The following is a 20,938-nucleotide window of genomic DNA, read 5'->3' as shown; positions in this document are numbered from 1 at the left end:
CGCTTGGTAGTCGAGCGATCCCGCAGGCAAAGCCGAGGACCAGCGAGACACCAAGCGCCCTGCCGGCACTCGCGGGTAGCCGCGGCACCAAAAAGCGCCTGCGCGCTCGATGGATTCGGATGCCCGACAGAGGCTCCTTATGGCTGCTTCCTTCCGGACCTGACCAGATTCGGAACATGTCGTCATCCGAACCCATCGAACGCGCTAGGCGCTCGGTATATCTTACCTGCTCCCGCCCGATGGGGCAAGACAGCTAATTTGGGACGGGGCTTTTTTGACTACTTTTTGACTGGGGGCATCAGAGTGGCGAAAGTGGTCAAGAAAGCCCCGTCCCAAATAGACTGGTCTGACGCTGCGCCACGAAAAGGGCCTATCTACTACGTTTAGGCCGCGGGGTCAACCATAGCCGACTTTTTCGAAAATCGGCAAGCTTTCTACCTGCGGTTTTAATTTCACAAAATCCGGGATGGTCGAGGGTGTTCCGCTAAACGTAGTAGATTACCGCATTTCATGGCAGACGGTCCGACCCAAAGCACAAGGCGACCAGCCTCGGATGGCCATTCACGAAGTTGCGGTGGAATACGGACTGAATTGGCGCCTTAAAGGCAAAAACACTCCGTATTTCACCGCAAGTTATTGGGGAGGGATTGGTTTTAGAGGCGGCCAAGGTCGTAGGCTCGCGCGGCAGACTCGCCGGCGCAGATGAGGTTGGTTGCGGCTTCTTGCGGATCGAGCGCCCGCTCCAGGTCCATGGGCTTGCGACAGATCGGCAGGACAAGGTCGATGCCCTGCTCGTACACCGCATCCAGGTTGTCGGCGCGACCGCCCACGACAGCGGCCACCGGCTTGCCATATCGCTTGGCACGGCGGGCCACGCCCACCGGCGCCTTACCGGCGGCGGACTGCTCGTCCATATTGCCCTCGCCCGTTATGACCAGGTCGACATCGCGCACATGTTCGTCAAACCCCACGAGATCGAGCACCGTCTCCACACCCGAGTGTAGCTCCGCACCGAGTGCCAGCAACGCCGCGCCCAAGCCACCGGCAGCGCCCGCGCCGGGCACGCCGAGCACCGAGCCAAATGTCCGTGCGCCCTCGGGTGTGCGCAACAACCCCTGGGCCCGAGCCTCGACAATTGCCGTATCGAGTAGACGACCGTAGCCGACCATCCAGCTGTCGCACCTGCTCAGCGCCTCGGCGTCACCCGTCGGCAAGCCTTTCTGCCCGCCAAACACCGCTAATGCGCCCCGACGCCCCACGAGCGGATTCTCGACATCCGAAAGCACAACGATACGAGCGCCATTCAGTGCCCGTAGCGCCGGTGCCAAATCGATACTCGCCACGTGTTCAAGGCCCGCGAGCCCCGGCGCGATATCGCAGCCACGGTCATCGACAAGACGCGCGCCCAGCGCCTGCAGCATGCCGGCGCCACCGTCGTTGGTGGCGCTGCCGCCCAAGCCAATATAGATAGTCTTTGCGCCCGTGCGAACCGCGCGAAGCATGAGCTCGCCCACGCCATAGGTTGTAGCGGCCAGCGCCGACGACTCCGTGCAAGGCGAGTACCCGATGCCGGCCGCCTCGGCCATCTCGATGACCGCGGACTCGCGCTCGACATCAACCAGCATCCGGGCAGGCACACGCTCGCCCAAGGGGCCTGCCACCTCGCAGGTCACAATCTCACCGCCGCACGCGGCAACGGCATCGAGCGTTCCCTCACCACCATCTGCCAGCGGCAACGTGGCCACCTGGGCATCGGACCACACACGGCGCACGCCTTCGGCAACCGCCGCCTCCGCCTGCGCGCTCGAAACGCTACCCTTAAAGGAGTCGATCGCCAACAGCACACGGCGGGGCCGGCGGCACGCGGCACCAAAATCGACCACCTCAACGGCGATTTCTTCGGCACACGCGAGCGCCTCGGCATGAGCGGCATGTGCCTCAAGATCGGCCCCACAACCGCAGCCAGTACCATCGGTGCCACGCAACCCACTAAAATAGCCGCTCAACACCTCACGACACTCGTCTGCCAGCACGCCAGCCGTCACGTTAAACCGATGATTCAGGCGCGAATCGGCATTCAAATCGTATAGGGATCCCAACGCACCCGCCTTGGCGTCGCTCGCGCCATACACGCAGCGCCCCACGCGCGCGTTGACCATAAGCCCCGCGCACATGCAGCAGGGTTCGAGCGTCACGTAGACCGTACAGTCGGAAAGGCGCCAGCGGCCAAGCGCCTGGGCAGCGGCGCACAGGGCCGCGAACTCTGCATGCGCCGAAGGGTCCTGGTCGAGCTCGCGACGATTATGCGCCCTCGCGACGATCTCGCCGTCGCGCACCACTACGGCTCCGATGGGCACCTCGCCCACCGCCGCGGCGGCTCGCGCCTCCGCCAACGCCTCGCGCATGAACTTCTCGTCGATTTCGGTGATCGTCATCGTTCGCCTTCCCTGTTGCAAATTCAAAACGATGCTATCATTACGACTCACGGAGAGATGGCAGAGCGGTTGAATGCGGCGGTCTTGAAAACCGTTGAGCGCGAGAGCGTTCCGGGGGTTCGAATCCCCCTCTCTCCGCCACTTTTAGTGATGCACCGGCGTCATGGTCCGCTCGAACAGCGCATCGACAACGTCGGCCATCTCGGGTCGACGCTCAAGATTGTGGCCCGATTCCCACCATATCGTGAAAAGTCGAATAATACCGCCGGCGACAAACTCAGACGTCGTCTCGAGTGACACGGGGGCCAGGGCATCCTCGGCAAGCACGTTCATCACACGCTCGCGGATGGAGCGGGCAATACGGTCGCAAATAACGTTGGTCAGCATTCCCGACATGCTGCTCGCCAAAATGTTGTCCATGAGCTGCTCATGGGCCAGAATCAGGTCCATGGCATCGTCCAAAATCGCGTGCCGGAGCGCGCGCACGTCCTCGGCAGACACTGTGCCGGCCTCATCGGGCTGTTTTTGCGGCAAGCCGGACATGAGCTCATCGATATAAAAGGCAAAGTAATCGTTCTTGTCGCGAAAGTGCTTGTAGAACGTCGTGCGGCGAATCATGGCGCGGTCGCACAGCATGGCAACCGTCAGGTCCTCAAAACGATGCTCCTCGAGAAGCTCGGTGAAAGCATCGAACAGGGCACGGTAGGTTTTCTTAATGCGAAGGTCCACTGGTATCGCCATCCTCAGGGCAAAGACAACACTCGTCAATCTGTCGCATATCTTACACCTGTACCTCGCGCGCTTTGTCCCGGTACCAACCCCACCGAAAACATAACGCTTACCGGAAAGTTCGGCACGGCAAAACGTTGCGGGTATACTAGTAGCGTTATACCAACGGCAGCTGGCGCATGCCGCCGCGGCCATTCGAAACGGAGACATCATGATTACCGTCATCATCGGCATCGTTGTTGTCATTGTGATTGTCTGCGCCATCGCCGGCATCTACAACAACATGGTCACCAAGCGTAACCGCATCGATAACGCCTGGCAGAACATCGATACGCAGCTGCAGCGCCGCAACGACCTGATCCCCAACCTGGTCGAGACCGTCAAGGGCTACGCCAAGCACGAGCAGGAGACGCTCTCCGCCGTGATCAGCGCGCGCAACACCGCCGTCAAGGCCACCACGCCCGAGGCCAAGATGGAAGCCGACAACGTGCTGACCGGTGCGCTGCGCCAGCTCTTCGCCGTAGCCGAGGCCTATCCCGATCTTAAGGCAAACACTAACTTTACGCAGCTGCAGGCATCGCTCGAGGATACCGAGAACAAGATTAGCTATGCACGCCAGAGCTACAACGATTGCGTGCTCAGCTACAACAACGCCATTCAGACGTTCCCGGCTGTCATCTTTGCCGGCATCTTCCAGTTTAAGGAGCGCCAGGGCTTCGAGGCCGCCGAAGCAGCCCGCCAGGCCCCGACCGTCAAGTTCTAGTAGTTTGACAGCGCATCCTTAATCGTCCAAATGTATAAACCGCCCCGTCGAATGCATACTTCGACGGGGCGGTTTCCTTTTTCGCGAAGGTCCCCCTCTAAGCGCCGTGCATTTTTAGGAGTATTCAACATAACCAAGGGCTTCGGACGCTACGATAAATGCCAAAGACCGCGAATGTCCCTGCAAATCAAAACGCTGTCAGCCCATAACCCCGCCCATCATTCGTAGAAAACATCGAGAAATCCCGATTTTTGCCCGAGGTCGGTATGCAGGGGCCTTCGATTGCAGAATACTCGCAAAAATGCACGTCGCCACCACCCCCACATGGCGCGAACCAAAACAAAAGCGCGGCCTTCCTTTCCGGCGCACTCCGCAGGACGAAAGAACCTCCGCCGCACGAAGTGCGCAGCGGAGGTTCTTTCATGTCCGAGGATGCGCCGGAAAGGAAGGTTGCCCTCGGGCCGAACAGCTATGGCAGCTTACGCGACGGTGTAAACCCAGTCGTGCTTATCCTCGACAGCACCAGATTGGATGCCGGTCAGGGTCTCGCGGAGCTTCTTCATCACGGGGCCAATCTCGGTGTAGCCAGCCGGGAAGGTCACGGTCTCATCGGCACCATAGACCTTGTTGTCGATCTCGCCCACCGGGGAAATGACGGCAGCGGTGCCGCACAGGCCGCACTCAACAAAGGTGCCGGACTTGACCTCAGCCCACTCGACGGGACGCTGGTCAACGGTCATGCCCAGGTCCTCGGCAACCTGAACAAGCGAACGACGGGTGATGGAGGGCAAGATGGAGTCGGTGTGCGACTGCGGAACGACGAGCGTGCCGTCCTCCTTCACGAACAGAACGTTCGCGCCGCCGGTCTCCTCGACATAGGTGCGGGACTCAGAGTCGAGATACAGGTTCTCGGCATAGCCCTCGCGATGGGCCTCCATCGTGGGCTTGAGGGACATGGCGTAGTTCAGGCCAGCCTTGATGTTGCCGGTGCCGTGCGGCGCGGCGCGGTCATACTCGGAAACGCGCAGCTTAACGGGCTTAAGGCCACCCTTAAAGTACGGACCGACCGGGGTCACGAGAATGCGGAACGTGTACTCAGGAGCGGGAGCCACGCCGATCACGTCACCAGAGCCGATCATAAACGGACGCACGTACAGAGTCGCACCGGAGCCGAAAGGCGGAACCCAGGCGGCGTTGGCAGAAACGACCTGCTTGACGGCCTCAACAAACTTGTCCTTGGGGAACGGGGGCATCTCGAGGCGCTGGGCAGAGTTATACATACGCTCAGCGTTCATGTCGGGACGGAAGCAGACGATGCTGCCGTCTTCGGCGGTGTAGGCCTTCAGGCCCTCAAAGACCTCCTGGCAGTAATGGAAGATTCCGCCGCACTCGGAAACATGCAGGGTGTGGTCGGTGGTCAGGCCGCCCTCGTCCCACTCGCCATCCTTCCAATGAGCCTCGTAGCTGTAATCGGTCTTCATGTAGCCAAAGCCGAGGCTGCCCCAATCGATATCCTTCTTCTCGACAGTCATATGTCGCTCCTTACATACACAGTTGCATACTCGCGAACCCGCACGCAAAGACCGAAGCCGACCGCGTCGCAACGTCGCACGCCCGGAGCGTAGAGCCGGACGGGACACGCGAACGGCATCAAAGCCGATGGCACGTCGATTCGCATGCACGAGATTGTACTCCCCGTACGCGTCTGATAAAACGCTTTTCTTTAACTAAGTAAAGTATTTTCATTTGACCGAAGCAGAAAGGCCCGCCACCGTAAAGGGTGACGGGCCTCAACGGCACGGTTTGCGCGCTGGCTCGAGCTACGCGTTCTTTTTGCCCAGCTTAGCCTTAACCAGACCGACCACGGTCGGGATGATCGACACGGCGACGATGCCGATAATCAGCAGCTCAAAGTGCTCCTGCACAAAGGGGATGCCGCCAAAGAAGTAGCCCAGCAGAGTGAAGACCGTCGACCAGGTAATGCCGCCCAACACGTTAAAGATGACAAAGTTGCGCCAATGCATGCCGCCCATGCCGGCGATGAAGGGCACAAAGGTGCGGATAAACGGGAAGAAGCGACCCAGGAAGATGGCCAGGTGGCCCCATTTGTCCAGGAATTCCTCGGACTTTTTGATGCGCTCGGGCGTCATGGCCTTCACCTTGCCCGAGGCGATGATCTTTTGGCCAAAGAAATGACCGATCATAAAGTTGCACTGATCGCCCAAGATGGCAGCCGTCCATGCGACGGCCAGCAGAGCCACGATGTTAAAGCCGCCGTTGTGGGCAAAGAAACCCGAGGCAAACAGCAGCGAGTCGCCGGGAAGGAACGGGAAGAACACCACGCCCGTCTCGATAAAGATGATCAGGAACACGCAGCCGTAGGCCATAAGCGGGCCGGCGGCGATCCAGCTGGCGATCGCGGTGCGCGGATCCTTAAGCAGCTCGGCGATAAAATTGATGAAACCCATGAAGTAAAACCTCTCAGTTGTGGGCGCGGACACGTCCAAGTTGACCAGTATACGGTTGCGGCGCCCCCTCGTGCGCAACCCCACAAAAGCATGACCCCATTACCAGCAAGTTTGCATAACTGACACCTGTTGCGCAATGCCGCCAAGATTGTCCTTCCTAATCCCTAGCGAATCGCTATACTTTATTGAATCGCATTGCCATGGCGCTAAGGGAGGGCGGCCGGTGAGCTTTATCAATACCATTCGCGAGGACATCAAGACCGTCCAAGCGCAGGATCCCGCCGCGCAAAACGGTCTAGTCATCTTCCTTTCCTATCCTGGCCTGCACGCCAAGTGGAACCACGTGCCCGAGCACTGGCTCTGGGAGCACGGTCATCGCTCGCTCGCCCGCGTGCTCTCGCAAATCCCCCGCCACATCACCGGCGTCGAGATTCATCCCGCCGCACAGATCGGCAAGCACTTCTTTATCGACCATGCCATGGGCGTCGTCATCGGCGAGACCACCATCGTGGGCGACAACTGCGTGCTCTACCAGGGCGTCACGCTCGGCGGTACCGGCAACGAGACCGGCAAACGCCACCCCACCCTGGGCAACAACGTCACCGTGGGCACAGGCGCCAAGGTGCTCGGCAACATCCGCATCGGCAACAACGTCAAAATCGGCGGCAACTCGGTTGTCGTCAAGGACGTGCCCGACAACTGCACCGTCGTGGGCGTGCCGGGACGCATCATCAAGCGCAACGGCTGCCGTGTGTTCGAGGAGAGTTTCGACGCCAAGCAGCATCGCGAGTACATGCCCGATGACGCCGCCGAGCAGAGTGCCCTCAACCGCCAGGGCATCACCGAGAATGCCCGCCGCGTCAAAGAACTCGAGCGAGAGGTGGCCGAGCTCAAGGCCCTCGTCGCCAAGCTCATGGACGAACGTTAGGAACGCAAGCGGCACAAAACAATATCGGCACCGACGCAAAAGGCGCGCCAGGGAATCAATCCCCGGCGCGCCATTCCTTTTGATGTGACATGCGGGACTGTCCCTTTGTCACATTATGCGAACTGACTCAGATAGAGGTCGGCGTAAGCACCCTCGGCAGCCAGCAGTTCCTTATGCGTGCCTTGCTCGATAATGTTGCCGTGGTCCATGACCAAGATCAGGTCGGCGTCCACGATCGTCGACAGGCGATGCGCGATCACAAAGCTCGTGCGCCCGCGCATGAGCGCGTCCATGGCGCGGCCGATAGCAAGCTCGGTGCGCGTGTCCACACTTGAGGTCGCCTCGTCCAGGATGAGAATCGCCGGGTTGTTGAGCAGCACGCGTGCGATGGTCAGCAGCTGACGCTGGCCCTGGCTGATGCTTTCGGCATCGTTGGCTACGCGCGTGTCGTAGCCCTGAGGCATGGTGCGCACAAAGAAGTCGACCTGGGCGGCGCGAGCGGCCGCAACAATCTCCTCGCGCGTTGCCTCGGGGCAGCCGTAGGCGATGTTCTCGGCAATCGTGCCGTCGAACAGCCAGGCGTCCTGTAGCACCATGCCAAACTGCTGTCGCAGCTCGCCGCGATCCATGCGGCTCGTATCCACGCCGTCGAGCGTAATACGCCCGCCGTCAATCTCGTAGAAGCGCATGAGCAGGTTGATGAGCGTCGTCTTGCCTGCGCCCGTGGTTCCCACCACGGCAATCTTCTGGCCCGGCTCGGCGGTAAACGACACGTCGCGCATGAGCGGCTTGTCGGGCGCATAGCCAAAGCGCACGTGCTCAAAAGCGACGCGGCCCTCAATGCGACCCGGCAGCTTGGCGGCCTCGTCCGGCAGCGGATCGGCCTCTATCTCGGGCTCATCAAGCAGGTCGAAAACGCGCTCCGCACTCGCCAGCGCGCTCTGCAGCGAGTTAAAAGTGAACGACAGCTGCGTCATGGGTTCGGACGCCTCGTAGATAAACTGGAAGAACGCCTGGAACACGCCGACGGTCATGTGACCGGCGACCAGCATGCTGCAGCCCACGAGCGCAATCACAATCTGCGCCAGGCGACCAATAAAGCGAACCGCGGGTCCGACGGCGTTGATCATAAAGTCGGCCTTGGTGCTCACGCGCGCCAGCTCGCCCGAGGCCTCGTGCACCTCGGCAGAGCTCTGGTGCTCGCGGTTGAATGCGCGAATCACCAAACGGCCCGAATAGCCTTCCTCGACCGCGCTCGTGATTTTGGACACCCACTCCTGACGCTCGCCCGTCACATCATGCGTACGGCGCGAAACCACCTTGGTCACCAGCAGCGACAGGGCCGTGAAGCCCAAAAAGACGAGCGTGAGCTTAACGCTATAGACGAACATCATGATGATGGCACCCGTCACGGTGCCGATCGACACAAGCAGCTGCAGCAATCCGCGCTGCATGCTCTCGGACATCTTGTCCAAGTCGTTGGTCGCACGGCTGACGACCTCACCGGGACGATGCGCGTCAAAGAAGGCAAGCGGCAGAAGATTGAGCTTTTGTGCGATGCGGTTGCGTAGACGCAGGTTGAGGCGTTCGGCCACGCTCGACATCAAAAAGCTCTGGAGCGCATAGAACGAGGCAGCGGCAGTCCAGACCATAAAGTAGACGAAGATGGTCTTGCCGCAGTTCTCCCAGGTGATGTTGAAGGTGGTTCCGCTGGCAAACGCCACCTGTATATGGCCCCACAGCTCGTCGATAACATGGGCGCTATATGCCGGCGCGGCGGTGTTAAAGATGACGTAGAACACGATGCTCGCAAACACGATGTAGAAGCGCCAATGGTCGCCGGCGGCCTCGCCCCACAAGCGGCGTACCGTCGCCCAGGTATCGCGGGGTTTCTCGTCCTCATCCTCGTCGTCCACATCGCGCATGCGCTCTGCTTCCGCGCGGGCACGCTCGTCCTCGGCACGCTCGTTTTCCTCGTACAGCGCTTGGCGGCGAGCCTCACGCTCGGCCGCGGCCTTGGCAACGTCATCCAGCTCGGTCGACGCGGCAGCCTGCTCGACCGTTTTCTCGCCAGCGTCCACAGCGTTCGAATCGATTGCGTCACCGCACTTCTTGAGCTCCTCGGTCATGCTACTCACCTCCCTTCATCTGCGATTCCGCGATAGCGCGGTACACCTCGCAGGTTTCCATGAGCTCGTCGTGCGTGCCCAGGCCCACGACCTCGCCGTCCTTGAGCACCACGATCTGGTCGGCATGCAAGATCGTCGAGATGCGCTGCGCGATGATGAGCACCGCAGCGTCGCGCGTCTCCTCCCGCAGCGCATGGCGCAGCGCTGCATCGGTCTTAAAGTCCAAGGCCGAAAAACTGTCATCGAAGATATATAGATCGGCATGCTTCATGAGCGCGCGGGCAATGGCCAGGCGCTGGCGCTGACCGCCCGAAAAGTTCGTGCCACCCTGCGCCACCGGGGTATCGAGCCCCTGCGGCTGATCGAGCACAAAGGTGCTCTGGGCAACCTGGAGCGCGTGGAGCATATCGGCCTCGGTCGCGTCTTCGTTGCCAAAGCGCAAATTGCTTGCCACGGTGCCCGAGAACAGCCATGCCTTCTGCGGGACGTAGGCAATGCGCCCGCGAATCTCGTCTTGCGAAAGCTCGCGCAGGTCGACGCCGTCCAGGCGAATGGCACCCTTGGTGGCATCGTGAAAACGCAGCAGAAGCTTTGCCACCGTCGACTTGCCCGAGCCCGTCGAGCCCACGATCGCGGTCGTCTGTCCACGGCGGCAGGCAAAACTCAGGTTGCACAGGGTGTCCTCGTCGGCATCGTCAAAACGGAACGACATGTGGTCGAACTCAGCGACCGCATCCGCATCGCCCCCGGAGGCAGGCGCCCCGTCACCCAGCGTACGCTCGCCGTCCACGATGCTCGGCTCAATCTCCAACACCTGCTGCGCACGGTTCAGGCACGCCGCGGCGCGCGGCAGCGTCAGCACTACCATCTGCGCCATCATCACAAAGAACAGGATCAGGAGCGCATATTCCAGCACCGCCGAGATGCTCGCGATCTGCATGGCGTGGGCGCCCACGCGGTTGCCGCCAACCCACAGCACCGCTACCTCGGCGATGTTCATCAAAAAGAAGCTTGAGCTGTCGAGGCCCACAAACAGGTGGTTGACTTTGATGGCGTTGGCGGCGTAGTCGCTGAACACCTCGTCCAGGCGCCGCTCCTCGTGACGCTCCTTGTTAAACGCACGGATGACGCGCACGCCCACGATGTTTTCGCGCAGCACCACGTTCATGCGGTCGATAAAGCTCTGCAAGCGCATAAAGATCGGAGCCGCGTTGGCAACCGTAAAGACCGCCGCCACCAGCACAATCGCAACCACGACGCCCAGAAGCGTGCCCATGGCAGGATCGATAAACCAGGCAAAGATGATGCCCGCCACGGCCAAGAACGGTACCGGCAGCACCAGCTGAATCGTCTGCAGGATCGCTTGCTGGATCACGTTGATGTCGTTGAGCGAGCGCGTGATCATCGAACCCGTGCCAAAGCGCTCAAAGTCGCTGGCGGACAGCTCGAGCGATTTGTCGTACACGGCGTTGCGGATATCGCAGGCCACGTTGGCCGCCAGGCGGGCCGAAAGATAACAGCCCAGCACCGCACCACCGCTGGCCATGCCGGTCGCGATAAACATGTACAGGCCGTTGCGCAGGATGTAGTCGACATCACCCGTCGTGATACCGGTATTGACCATATTCGCCAACATTGTAGGCACCAACAGCGTGCCGACGTTATCTATCAGCAGCACAAACATCGTCACCGCGATCAGACCGCGGTACGGCCTCATAAACCTCATTAAGAGTCGCATGTCTCCCCCTTGCCCTTATCGTCAGCCTCGTTCTCGGCGGCAACTTGCCGTTTAAATGCCTCGCACTCTTCGTTAAGAACATGGGAGAACTTACCGACCAAGCGCATGATCTCGCGCTGTTCCCACGGCTCGAGCGCCTCGAATGCCTGTTGCTCGGCTTTTTGCGCCGGCAACGCATAGCGCTTGGCAAACTGCATACCTTCTGCGGTCAGTCGCACAACCTTGTTCTTACGACTGCCCTCGGCAAACTCCAACGTCGCAAGCCCTCGCGCCCTAAGCGTCTTGATTGCCGAATTGATGGTCTGTTTGCTGTAGAACCATTCACTCGTCAGCCGACTCACGGCAACGCTTCCACCCGCTGCACTCGTGTCGACGAGCATCCAGTAGGCGCAATCCGAAAGACCACAGGTGCGCGCGAACTCCGAATAGATACGATCAAGCCCGTTGAGCATCCGGTCGAAATCGACCGGGCTAACTGTACTATTCATCTCTCCCGCCATTCGATAGTCCGAGTTTTGACTAATTAGGGTTTCAGGTTAGTCCGAGTTTTGACTATCGTCAAGGGCGGCCGTGCAAGACGTGCGACCCATAACAACATATCGACAAAAAGACCGCCGGCGCGGGGGCGGCGCCGGCGGTTGCAAGAAAATATCGATTGTTGGCCGTTACGCAGCGACGGCCTCGTAGACCGTGGCGCCCGAGAAGCTGTCGTGCAGGCTCTTGCCGGCAATCCACGGCAGCTCGACGACCTCGCAGACCGTGTTGACCAGCTCGGAGCAGTCAGTAAAGTGGCCCTTGTCGTTGAGGGCCTCGCAATCCTGAACACGCCAATAGCCATCGGTGTGCGTGATGTAGTACTCGTGATCGTCAATCGTCACAAAAGCGCGCGTCTTGGAACGCAGCAGCTTCAGAAATCCTTCGAAGTCGGTCTCGACGACATCTCCAGCCTGGAACATGATGTTACCTCCTGGCCCGGCGCCACCACGGCGCATTGATAAACGTTGGTACTCCTTTAGTAAAACCTTTATCAGAGGTTATGCGTTCGTCATTTAGGCAAGTGGTAAAAAACCGCAGGGTAGACGGGATAAAACGTTTAACCATCCCATTTGTTTGTCACATTCTGAAGGTACTTTTATGCAAACCTACTTTCCCAATTGGGATCTACCCTTTTGGCCGGGCAATTGACCGTCTATCGTTTGAGCCCGACGGGTATGAACGTGGCATCTGCAACGCCACCGCAAGGAGACACCATGGAGACTATCGAAGCACTCATCCACCGCCGCAGCTGCCGCAAATACAGTGATCGTCCCGTCGAGGCCGAAAAGCTCGCACGCATTATCGAGGCCGGCCAGTATGCACCCAGTGGCATGGGGCGCCAGCCGGTGACGTTTGTCGCCGTCACCGACCCCACGACCGTTGAGCGCCTCTCGCAGCTCAACGCACAGGTCATGGGCAGCAACAGCGACCCCTTCTATGGCGCCAAGACCGTTGTGGTGGTACTGGTCGACCGCAGCGTGCCCACGCACCTGGAAGACGGATCGCTCGCCATGGGCAACCTGCTCAACGCCGCCTATGCACTGGGTGTCGACTCATGCTGGATTCACCGCGCGCATGAGGTCTTTGACTCGCCCGAGGGCCTGGAGCTGCTGGCCAGCTGGGGCCTGCCCGCCGACGGCAGCCTGCGCGGCGTCGGTCACTGCATTCTGGGCTATGCCGAAGACACGCTACCCGAGCCCAAACCCCGCCGCGACAACGTGGTGTACGTTAGGTAATTAGTTCCGCCGTTCTAACGAACGGCGGACCCGCTCGCAACTTATCTTGCCGATGGAGTTGTCGTCGTTTCGTTCGTGTGGGTCGTTTCGGCGCCGTCGTCTTGTTCGTCCCCGTCCTTTTGAGCGTCGGCGATGGTGGAGGCCGCCGCAACGATACCGCGCTGGGGCGCGACGCCCGTCTGGGTCTGAGCGCCCTCGACTATTTCTGTGCCTGCATGCGCGAGCTCGGGCGATTTAAACATCGCGTCCAAGTTGGCACCGTCGCCGGCGTAGCCAAGCGCAGCGAGTGCGATGACGATCACTGCAACGACGACCGCGATCGGAACATAACGATGCCAACCAGCCGGATTGAGTCCGCTGCGACGAGCCGCCCCGCGGCTGATGTAGCCGAGCGTGCCGTCGTGCTTGAGCTTTGAGCCCACCACGCGTTTGCGGTCCCACAGCGAGGACTCTGCCTGCATTGCCAAGCGGGCACCTGTCGAAGGATAGCCGTATTTAGTGCGCTTGAACGAGCCGTCAAACCCCGAGGCGTGTTTGCCCCACGTCACCGATGTCGTGCGTCGGTTAACCGGCGCGGCGCTCCGCCTTCTGCGGCTCGGTTTTGTAGTCTCAGCCATACGCCCCCGCACGCCGTAACCAAATCGAAACAATAACGCTTTGGACTGTAGCACACGCGTCGCGCGCGGTCACGGGCGCCTCGCTCAACGGTCATCGTCCTTCAGTAAGCGCCACAGCGTTGTTCGGCTTATGCCCAGCACCTCCGCCGCACGGGTTCGGTTGCCGTGGAGATGATCTACAACCAGATGCGCGATATCTCGCTCGGTATCGGCCAGCGGTCGCAGGATATACAGGTCGCTTTCGAGTGTCGGGGCGCCAAAGGTTGCGGTCTTAATCACGTCCTCTTGGGCTAGCACTTCCTCCGCCACAGCGCGATCCACCGTGCCCGCCCCCACCAATATATACAGTCGTTCCGAGACCTCGCGGAGCTGCAGATAATTGCGCGGCCAGCGGTAAGCATCGAGCGCCTTCGTCGCCGCGGCAGACAGCGTGGGCGCTGCCGTCCCAAATGCACCAGCGAGATATTCCAAATAGCGCGCAATCTTTTGCGACGTGGCTCCCTGCTCGACGATTGCCGGCGCCACGCTCACCGCACAGGCGAAGCGCTCGGTCACAAAGGCGGCTTGATCACTTTCGCTGCCGCCCGGCATGTCATTCGCCGTCAGCACCACATGGCAGCGCGTCGCCAACGCGGTGTCGGCCATCGTGGAAACGAGCTCGCGGAGACGCTGGGGGCCAACCGTGTTCCAGCCCTCAATACAAAGTGTCAGCCCCGTTTGGAACAACGGCGATTCGGCGCTTTTGAGCAGATGGCGCCAGCCGCGATCCGTTAGCTCATCGAGCGCAACGGCAACAAAGGGCTGATCGACAAAAGGACCGTCCAGATAGAGGCGCATGGCAATCTCGACCTGACCCGTTCCCAGCTCGCCCTCGAGCATAAGGGGCACACCGTGCGCGTAGCTCTCGGCGACCGGCGCAGCCACCGAGGCAGGCCCCTCAACGATGCCGTACGCGCTCGATTCGTAGCGGGCCTCAACTTCGTCGGCGTTGAGCCACTCGATGCCCGCGTGCGCCGCGGCGCCGCGCACCTCGCGGACCACGACGACCCAAAGGCCCCCGCCCTCTTTGTCGGCGGGGCGAACGGTCAGGCTCAGGCGCGTACCCGCACGCCCCATAACCAGACGCGCGCCGTCTCCTATACGGTCGAGGCGTTCGGCAACAAAAGCTGCCACATCCCGCTCAAGCGCCGCGTCATTCATGGTCGAAATCGCGACGTCCCCACGCGCATCGATTGCCAATGCCGAGGCCCCGGCAGCAGCCAGGGCCTCGGTCAAGATGTTCAGCTTGGCATCGCTATCCATGATTTGCCCCTGTCCGCGGCGACGTGCAACCGCCGACGGTCGCACGACCGAGTGTTTCAAAATTGAACGATATTGCTCACCAAACACTATAGGGCAGAAAGCGCCGTCCTGCGAGTATAGGTGTTGCCCCGCATCGCCATCCTGGCGGGGCGATAAGAGCTCTTCGGGACTTATAAACCTGCGGACAAGCCATACCCGCAAGAGCTCCTATCGCTCCACCGCAGGCTTGCGCTCACCAGCAACCAGCAACCAGCACGCGAATAAGCTACTTCTCTACCAGATTCCCAGCACGTGCTGCATTCCCAAGCTCATGCACGCAATGCCAATCCAGCAGCAAAAGCCCAGCGCGATGGGCTTGCCGCCCTTTTTGACCAGCTCGACGATATCGGTATTAAAGCCAATAGCCGCCATGGCCATCACGATAAAGAACTTCGACAGCTCCTTGATGGGCGCCGTGATGGACACGGGAAGCTGAAGCACCGTGGTGATTACGCTCGCCAGCACAAAGAACAGCACAAACATGGGAAACGCGCGTTTAAGCGAGAACGTGCTTTTGGCGTCGCCGCCGGCCTTGCGCGCCAGATGCATCTGCCAGCATGCGAGGACCAACGTGATGGGAATAATGGCCAGTGTCCTGGTGAGCTTGACCACCGTGGCGCTCTCGAGCACATTGGCGCCGGGATGCATGCTGTCCCAAGCGCTCGCCGCAGCCGTTACGGACGAGGTGTCGTTGATGGCGGTGCCGGCAAACAGGCCAAAGCCCTCGTTGGTCAGCCCGAGCATACCGCCGAGCGTTGGAAACACGAGCGCCGCGATAACGTTAAACAGGAAGATGACCGAAATAGCCTGGGCAATCTCGCGATCGTCGGCATCGATGACGGGCGCGGTAGCGGCGATGGCAGAACCGCCGCAAATCGACGAACCCACACCCACAAGCGTCGAGATCTTACCCGGCACGTTCATAACGCGGCAGAGCACAAAGGCGATGACAAGCGAGGTCGAGATCGTCGCCACGATAATCGGCAGCGACTGGGCGCCCTTGGACAGAATCTGGGAGAGGTTCATGCCAAAGCCAAGCAGGATAACCGCGTACTGCAAGACTTTTTTAGACGTATAGGTGACACCGGCGGCGAGCTGTTCGCGATGATTCTTGGGAAAGACGAGCGCCAGAACCATGCCGAAGAGGATGGCGAATACCGGCCCACCGACCACCTCAATTTGTTTGCCGAGCAACGTCGCGGGAATGGCGATGATCAGGCAGAACAAGACGCCCTTCCAGCGCTCACGTACGATATTCGCCAGTTGCATATGGGATTCCTTCTTTCTATTTCACGTTTGTGACGGCTTATGATACGGCAACATTGAGCGCAGCCTTGCGCAAACACAGACTAAGATGCCGCAATAGTTCTTGGGCAACAGCCGAATTACCCACCGCGGAAAGCTGATTCGCGGCATAATTAACAACTGACATATGAGTTTGATAGAACAGTTGCGAGGCGCTATGGAAGAATCGATGCACGTCGGCGAGCAGGAAACGAGCCTACAGGACCAGTCCTACCACACCATTCGACGCAAAATCGTCTACCTGGACTACAAGCCGGGCGAAAAGCTGGGCGTCAAGCAACTTTGCGACGACCTGGATATGGGTCGCACGCCCGTGCGCGAGGCTTTGGTTCGCTTGGCGCAGGAAGGCCTGGTGCGCACCGTGCCCCAGAGTGGCACCTACGTCTCACCCATCAACCTCACCCTTGCCGAGAGTGCCTGTTACATCCGCGAACATCTGGAAAAGCAGGTGATTGTGGAGTGCTGTGCGCGAGCCACGTCGGCCGGCATCGAGCAGCTCGACCGCGCCATCGTGCTGCAGGAAAAGGCCATGGCCGAAGAGGATCGCATCGGCTTCTTTTTGAGCGACAACCTCATGCATCACATGATTTTTAGCATCGCATGTCGCAGCACCGTGTGGTCGTGGCTCGAAGAGACCAATGCCGACCTGGAGCGCTTCCGCTGGCTGCGCGCCGCCACGCAGGTTCTCGACAATCAGGACATCGTGAACGAGCACAAGCAGATTCGCCGCGCTATCGCCGGTCGCGACCCCATCGAAGCGAGCTTTTTGGTCAGCAAGCACCTGCACATGATGTTCCGTAACCAAACGGAGGTTCTGGACCAGTTCCCCGAGTACTTCGAGACCAGCAAGCTCCGCTAACCTGCCAAGAAGGGACAGGTTTATTTTGGCAGGTTTTATCTGGGCAAATGCAACAAGGCCCGACTCCGCCACAACGGAGCCGGGCCCTTCTTGTTAGCGCGTTTCGACAACGGAGCACCTGATGTCAGTCACCAACAGCGAGCGAGCCGCATTTGCGCCAAGGTGACGTGAAATGAGAGGGCGCTGACCTTCTGGTCGCGCCCTCGAAATTGGACGTCAGATTGGCGTGAATGCGGCTCGCGCAGCGTCGAGCAGTTCCGGCGTTTGGTAAAACGCCGGAACAACAATTACTCGACGGTCACGCTCTTAGCGAGGTTTCGAGGTTGGTCAACGTCGCAACCGCGCAGGATGGCCACCTCGCGGGCGAGCAGCTGCAGCGGGACGCTCGCCGTGATGGGGCTGAACACGTCGCGGACGGCCGGCACGCGGATGATGCAGTCGGCGATCTTGTTGATCTCCTCGTCGCCCTCGGTGGCAACGACGATGACCTTGGCACCGCGCGCCTTGCACTCCATAAGGTTCGACACGGTTTTGTCGTAGGTGGCACTCTTGGTGGCCACGGCGATGACGGGGAAGCCCGGATCGATCAGCGCGATGGGGCCGTGCTTCATCTCGCCGGCGGCGTAGGCCTCGGCGTGCAGGTAGCTGACCTCCTTGAGCTTGAGCGCGCCCTCGTAGGAGATGGCAGCGCCCATACCGCGGCCCACAAACAGTGCCGACTGCGCGTCCTTGCACAGCAGGGCGGCCTCATGAACGGCCTCGGTCTGCGTGTCCAAAATCCACTGGATCTGCTCGGCCGTATCGGAAAGCTCGCGGAACATCATGCGTGCCTGTTTGGTGGTCAGGCGGTACTTGACCTGCGCCAGCAGCAGGGCCAAAAGCGTGAGGCTAACGACCTGACCGATGAAGCTCTTGGTCGAGGCGACCGCGATCTCCTTGTTGGCCTTGGTGTAGATGACGCCATCGCTTTCGCGCGCCACCGGGCTGCCCACCACGTTAGTGATGCCAAAGACCTTGGCGCCCTTGATGCGCGCATCGCGAATGGCGGCAAGGGTGTCGGCCGTCTCGCCCGACTGGGACACGGCCACGACGAGCGTCGTCGGCGTGATGATGGGGTTGCGGTAGCGGAACTCGCTTGCCGCCTCGACCTCGGTAGGAATACGAGCCCAGCCCTCAATAAGGTTCTTAGCGATGAGTCCGGCATGGTAGCTGGTGCCGCAGGCAATCACATACACGCGGTCGATATCGTTGAGCTCCTCGAGCGAAAGGCCCAGCTCGTCGATATCGAGCTCACCGGCAGGGGTCATGCGACCCACCAGCGTGTCGCGCACGACGCGAGGCTGCTCGTGAATCTCCTTGAGCATAAAGTCGGGATAACCGCCCTTTTCGGCCATGTCCAGATCCCAATCGATGTGGGTGACCTTGGGCTCGATGACATTGCCGGCCTCGTCGGTATACTCGACGCCCGCAGGCGTGAGCTTGGCAAACTGACCGTCCTCGAGCACCACGACATCACGGGTGGCGTCGATGAGCGCGATCACGTCGGAGGCAACGTAGGAGCCGGTCTCGCCCATGCCGACCACGATCGGGGAATCCTTGCGGGCCACGGCGATTACGCCAGGCTCGTCGGCGCACACGGCGGCCAAGCCATAGGCGCCCACCACGTGGGTGCAAGCCTCGCGCACGGAGGCCATCAGGTCGTGTGTCTCGGCATAGGCCTCTTCGATCAGATGCGCGAAGACCTCGGTATCGGTCTCGCTCTTAAAGTGATGGCCGCGGCCCTCCAGCTCCTCGCGCAGCTCGGCGAAGTTCTCGATGATGCCGTTGTGGACGATGGCGATACGACCGTCGCAGCTGGTGTGGGGGTGAGCGTTAACGACAGAAGGCTTGCCGTGGGTGGCCCAGCGGGTGTGACCGATGCCGCAGGTTGCGTCGCTATCGATGTTGGAAAGCTCGCTCTCCAGGCCCGCAACCTTACCCACGCGGCGGATAACGTCGAGGTGCGCCGCGGCGCCCTCGCCCACCTCGAGCGCAACGCCCGAGGAGTCATAGCCGCGATACTCCATGCGCTTAAGGCCTGTGACCAGGATGTTCTTTGCAATATCAGAGCCGGTATAGCCGACAATTCCGCACATAGGATAAATCCCTTCGTTCGCGTGACTGCAAGACGTCCACGCACAGGGGGCGCTGAGACGTATAACGTTCGAGTATTGTACTCACGCAAGCGTAAGCTGATATACCAGAAGTGGTATCTCAACTTAGATACCACCTGATGCACACATGCCCAGCCGGTCCAAACCACCACAATGGGACAGGCACCTTTGTGGTGGTTTGGACCGGCGCGGCGGCCTATCCCGGCGAAAGATCTCAATCTGTAACATCTGGGCCGCAATAAGCCGGCTTAGTGTTACAGATCGAGACATTACGGTTCGGCTCCTGCACTATGTCTCAATCTGTAACAGGTGAAGGCGATTTTGCCGTCCAGATGTTACAGATCGAGACAATTGAAGGCCCGGGCAGCTCAAGCCACCACAAAGGTGCCTGTCCCCTTTGTGGTGGTCGCGCCGGCAACGGCGTTTCCCCAGATAAAACCTGCCAAAATAAACCTACCCCTTTTTGGTAGGTTTGGGATGCTACAATCTGGCTTGTACTTGAAACGCATCAAAGGGGCCGCTATGGCAAAGGTTAAAATCAGCGATGTCGCGCGCGAGGCCGGGGTCTCGCTGGGCACGGTATCCAACGCGCTCAACCACCCCGAAAAGCTGCGCCCCGAGACCCTCAAACTCATCAACGAGACCATCAATCGCCTTGGCTACCTGCCCAACCAAAGTGCCCGTCAGCTCGCGGGCGGCACTACCAAGTCCTTTGGCCTGGTCCTCCCCCGTCTCGATCACGGCTTCTCGCTCCAAATTGCCAGCGGCGCCCATAACGAGGCCCGCAAGCACGGTTACGACCTGCTCATCGCCAACGCCGATAACGACGACATTCTCGAGGACCATTACCTGCGCTATTTTATGGGCACGCAGATGTCCGGCGTCATGGTCCAACCCATGGCGTCCCCCGACTGGCGCCCCGCTATGGCCAAGATGCCCGTGCCGATCGTCCATCTGGACACCCACTGTTCCGAGCCCGGTTACTACGTGGCCGCCGACAACGAGGCGCAAGGGCGCATTATCGCCGAGCTCGCCATCGCCCGCGGCGCACGCCATATCGCTGTTGTGGGTCGAGCAGCATTTATGCAACTCACCCTGCGCGTCCTTGGCATTCATAAGGCACTTGCCCTGCATCCCGATATCAAAATTGAGGTCATCGATGCCGGAGAGTGGAATACCGCAGCCGACGGCTACAGCATCGGTACCCAGATTGCCGAACGCCCTGCTGACGAGCGCCCCGATTTTGTCATCGGCCTGACCGACGTATTGGCCTCGGGCGTTATCTCGGCGCTGACCGACAAAGGCATTTCCGTCCCCGGCCAGATTCTTGTTGCCGGCTGCGATGGCAACCCGCTTGCCTGGAGCGGATCGGTCCCCCTCACCACGGTAGCACCACCGGGCTACGAGATCGGCCGCAAGGGCGTGCAGCTGCTCATGGAACAAATCGAGGATAAACCTGCCGCCAAGACCAAACGAGTCCGCATCGGCTCCGCCGCGCGCACCGTCACCACGGTCACGGCCACCGAGGACATTAACCGTCAGGAGCTCGTGCGCCCCTTCCTGCTCGAGCGTGTGAGCACCCAAAAGGCCGAGCAGCAACCGACGGGCCCATCCGCGGCCCCTATAACCGACATCAACCTGGGCGCCTACCTGTAACAAAAAAAACGCCGCAACGGAAACAGCCCCGCTGCGGCGTTTTTG

Annotated in this window: 17 protein-coding genes, 1 tRNA gene and 1 other RNA gene; 6 read left to right on the top strand and 13 right to left on the bottom strand. The window is 60.4% G+C overall.

Going from position 1 to position 20,938, the window contains the following annotated elements; translation table 11 throughout:
- Nucleotides 1-103: 103 nt before the first annotated feature.
- Together ffs and tadA are read right to left on the bottom strand one after the other, a co-directional pair.
- An RNA gene (ffs, locus tag DXD48_RS05635) (signal recognition particle sRNA small type) lies at nucleotides 104-199 on the bottom strand.
- Between the two features lie 454 nt (nucleotides 200-653).
- Nucleotides 654-2,435 (bottom strand): tRNA adenosine(34) deaminase TadA, encoded by a 1,782-nt coding sequence (tadA, locus tag DXD48_RS05630; RefSeq protein WP_117564332.1) that lies wholly within the window; start codon nucleotides 2,433-2,435, stop codon nucleotides 654-656.
- A 51-nt stretch (nucleotides 2,436-2,486) separates the two neighbouring features.
- Between tadA and DXD48_RS05625 the strand changes: the two genes are divergently transcribed.
- A tRNA-Ser gene (locus tag DXD48_RS05625) sits at nucleotides 2,487-2,576 on the top strand.
- 3 nt (nucleotides 2,577-2,579) lie between these two features.
- Here the strand turns inward: DXD48_RS05625 and DXD48_RS05620 are convergent.
- Nucleotides 2,580-3,164, bottom strand: a complete 585-nt coding sequence (locus tag DXD48_RS05620; protein ID WP_158548934.1) for a TetR/AcrR family transcriptional regulator — start codon at nucleotides 3,162-3,164, stop codon at nucleotides 2,580-2,582.
- 211 nt (nucleotides 3,165-3,375) lie between these two features.
- Between DXD48_RS05620 and DXD48_RS05615 the strand changes: the two genes are divergently transcribed.
- Complete coding sequence (locus DXD48_RS05615) at nucleotides 3,376-3,927, top strand: LemA family protein (protein WP_082421874.1); 552 nt, start codon at nucleotides 3,376-3,378, stop codon at nucleotides 3,925-3,927.
- Between the two features lie 479 nt (nucleotides 3,928-4,406).
- On the opposite strand, the gene DXD48_RS05610 is transcribed toward DXD48_RS05615, so the two are convergent.
- Together DXD48_RS05610 and DXD48_RS05605 are read right to left on the bottom strand one after the other, a co-directional pair.
- On the bottom strand, nucleotides 4,407-5,459 hold the full coding sequence (locus DXD48_RS05610) for a branched-chain amino acid aminotransferase (RefSeq protein WP_117564331.1): 1,053 nt from the start codon (nucleotides 5,457-5,459) through the stop codon (nucleotides 4,407-4,409).
- A 288-nt stretch (nucleotides 5,460-5,747) separates the two neighbouring features.
- Entirely contained in the window at nucleotides 5,748-6,395 is a 648-nt protein-coding gene (locus DXD48_RS05605) for a DedA family protein (RefSeq protein WP_117564330.1), read from the bottom strand.
- A gap of 223 nt (nucleotides 6,396-6,618) precedes the next feature.
- Here DXD48_RS05605 and cysE point away from each other — a divergent pair, with 223 nt between their 5' ends.
- The gene (cysE, locus tag DXD48_RS05600) at nucleotides 6,619-7,323 is read left to right on the top strand and encodes a serine O-acetyltransferase (protein WP_117564329.1); all 705 of its coding nucleotides are present in this window, start codon (nucleotides 6,619-6,621) and stop codon (nucleotides 7,321-7,323) included.
- 113 nt (nucleotides 7,324-7,436) lie between these two features.
- On the opposite strand, the gene DXD48_RS05595 is transcribed toward cysE, so the two are convergent.
- The 4 genes from DXD48_RS05595 to DXD48_RS05580 all read right to left on the bottom strand — a co-directional run bounded on the left by DXD48_RS05595 (nucleotide 7,437) and on the right by DXD48_RS05580 (nucleotide 12,146).
- Nucleotides 7,437-9,452, bottom strand: a complete 2,016-nt coding sequence (locus tag DXD48_RS05595; protein WP_117564328.1) for an ABC transporter ATP-binding protein — start codon at nucleotides 9,450-9,452, stop codon at nucleotides 7,437-7,439.
- A 1-nt stretch (nucleotide 9,453) separates the two neighbouring features.
- The gene (locus DXD48_RS05590) at nucleotides 9,454-11,178 is read right to left on the bottom strand and encodes an ABC transporter ATP-binding protein (protein ID WP_117564327.1); all 1,725 of its coding nucleotides are present in this window, start codon (nucleotides 11,176-11,178) and stop codon (nucleotides 9,454-9,456) included.
- On the bottom strand, nucleotides 11,178-11,678 hold the full coding sequence (locus DXD48_RS05585) for a MarR family winged helix-turn-helix transcriptional regulator (RefSeq protein ID WP_117564326.1): 501 nt from the start codon (nucleotides 11,676-11,678) through the stop codon (nucleotides 11,178-11,180). The genes DXD48_RS05590 and DXD48_RS05585 overlap by 1 nt, the downstream gene beginning before the upstream one ends.
- 177 nt (nucleotides 11,679-11,855) lie before the next feature.
- Nucleotides 11,856-12,146, bottom strand: coding sequence for a hypothetical protein (locus DXD48_RS05580; RefSeq protein ID WP_055251737.1), 291 nt, complete (start codon nucleotides 12,144-12,146; stop codon nucleotides 11,856-11,858).
- Nucleotides 12,147-12,440: 294 nt separating this feature from the next.
- Between DXD48_RS05580 and DXD48_RS05575 the strand changes: the two genes are divergently transcribed.
- Entirely contained in the window at nucleotides 12,441-12,962 is a 522-nt protein-coding gene (locus DXD48_RS05575) for a nitroreductase (RefSeq protein WP_117564325.1), read from the top strand.
- 41 nt (nucleotides 12,963-13,003) lie between these two features.
- Here DXD48_RS05575 and DXD48_RS05570 read toward each other — a convergent pair whose 3' ends face one another.
- The 3 genes from DXD48_RS05570 to DXD48_RS05560 all read right to left on the bottom strand — a co-directional run bounded on the left by DXD48_RS05570 (nucleotide 13,004) and on the right by DXD48_RS05560 (nucleotide 16,189).
- Entirely contained in the window at nucleotides 13,004-13,579 is a 576-nt protein-coding gene (locus tag DXD48_RS05570; protein WP_147324144.1) for a hypothetical protein, read from the bottom strand.
- Between the two features lie 84 nt (nucleotides 13,580-13,663).
- Entirely contained in the window at nucleotides 13,664-14,881 is a 1,218-nt protein-coding gene (locus tag DXD48_RS05565; RefSeq protein WP_117564323.1) for a helix-turn-helix domain-containing protein, read from the bottom strand.
- A 273-nt stretch (nucleotides 14,882-15,154) separates the two neighbouring features.
- Nucleotides 15,155-16,189, bottom strand: a complete 1,035-nt coding sequence (locus tag DXD48_RS05560) for a YeiH family protein (protein ID WP_117564322.1) — start codon at nucleotides 16,187-16,189, stop codon at nucleotides 15,155-15,157.
- 193 nt (nucleotides 16,190-16,382) lie between these two features.
- Here DXD48_RS05560 and DXD48_RS05555 point away from each other — a divergent pair, with 193 nt between their 5' ends.
- Nucleotides 16,383-17,084 (top strand): GntR family transcriptional regulator, encoded by a 702-nt coding sequence (locus DXD48_RS05555; RefSeq protein WP_050766156.1) that lies wholly within the window; start codon nucleotides 16,383-16,385, stop codon nucleotides 17,082-17,084.
- A 287-nt stretch (nucleotides 17,085-17,371) separates the two neighbouring features.
- On the opposite strand, the gene glmS is transcribed toward DXD48_RS05555, so the two are convergent.
- Nucleotides 17,372-19,219, bottom strand: a complete 1,848-nt coding sequence (glmS, locus tag DXD48_RS05550) for a glutamine--fructose-6-phosphate transaminase (isomerizing) (protein WP_117564321.1) — start codon at nucleotides 19,217-19,219, stop codon at nucleotides 17,372-17,374.
- A 540-nt stretch (nucleotides 19,220-19,759) separates the two neighbouring features.
- On the opposite strand from glmS, the gene DXD48_RS05545 reads away from it, so the two are divergent.
- A complete protein-coding gene (locus DXD48_RS05545) occupies nucleotides 19,760-20,893 on the top strand; it encodes a LacI family DNA-binding transcriptional regulator (RefSeq protein ID WP_117564320.1) in 1,134 nt (377 codons plus the stop codon).
- The last annotated feature ends 45 nt before the right edge of the window (nucleotides 20,894-20,938 follow it).

Origin of the sequence: Collinsella sp. TM05-37, from assembly GCF_003436455.1 — a bacterium.
In the GTDB taxonomy this organism is placed as follows: Bacteria; Actinomycetota; Coriobacteriia; order Coriobacteriales; family Coriobacteriaceae; genus Collinsella.
The sequence above is the reverse complement of the archived record's forward strand: the minus strand, read 5'-3'. Positions and strand labels throughout refer to the sequence as shown.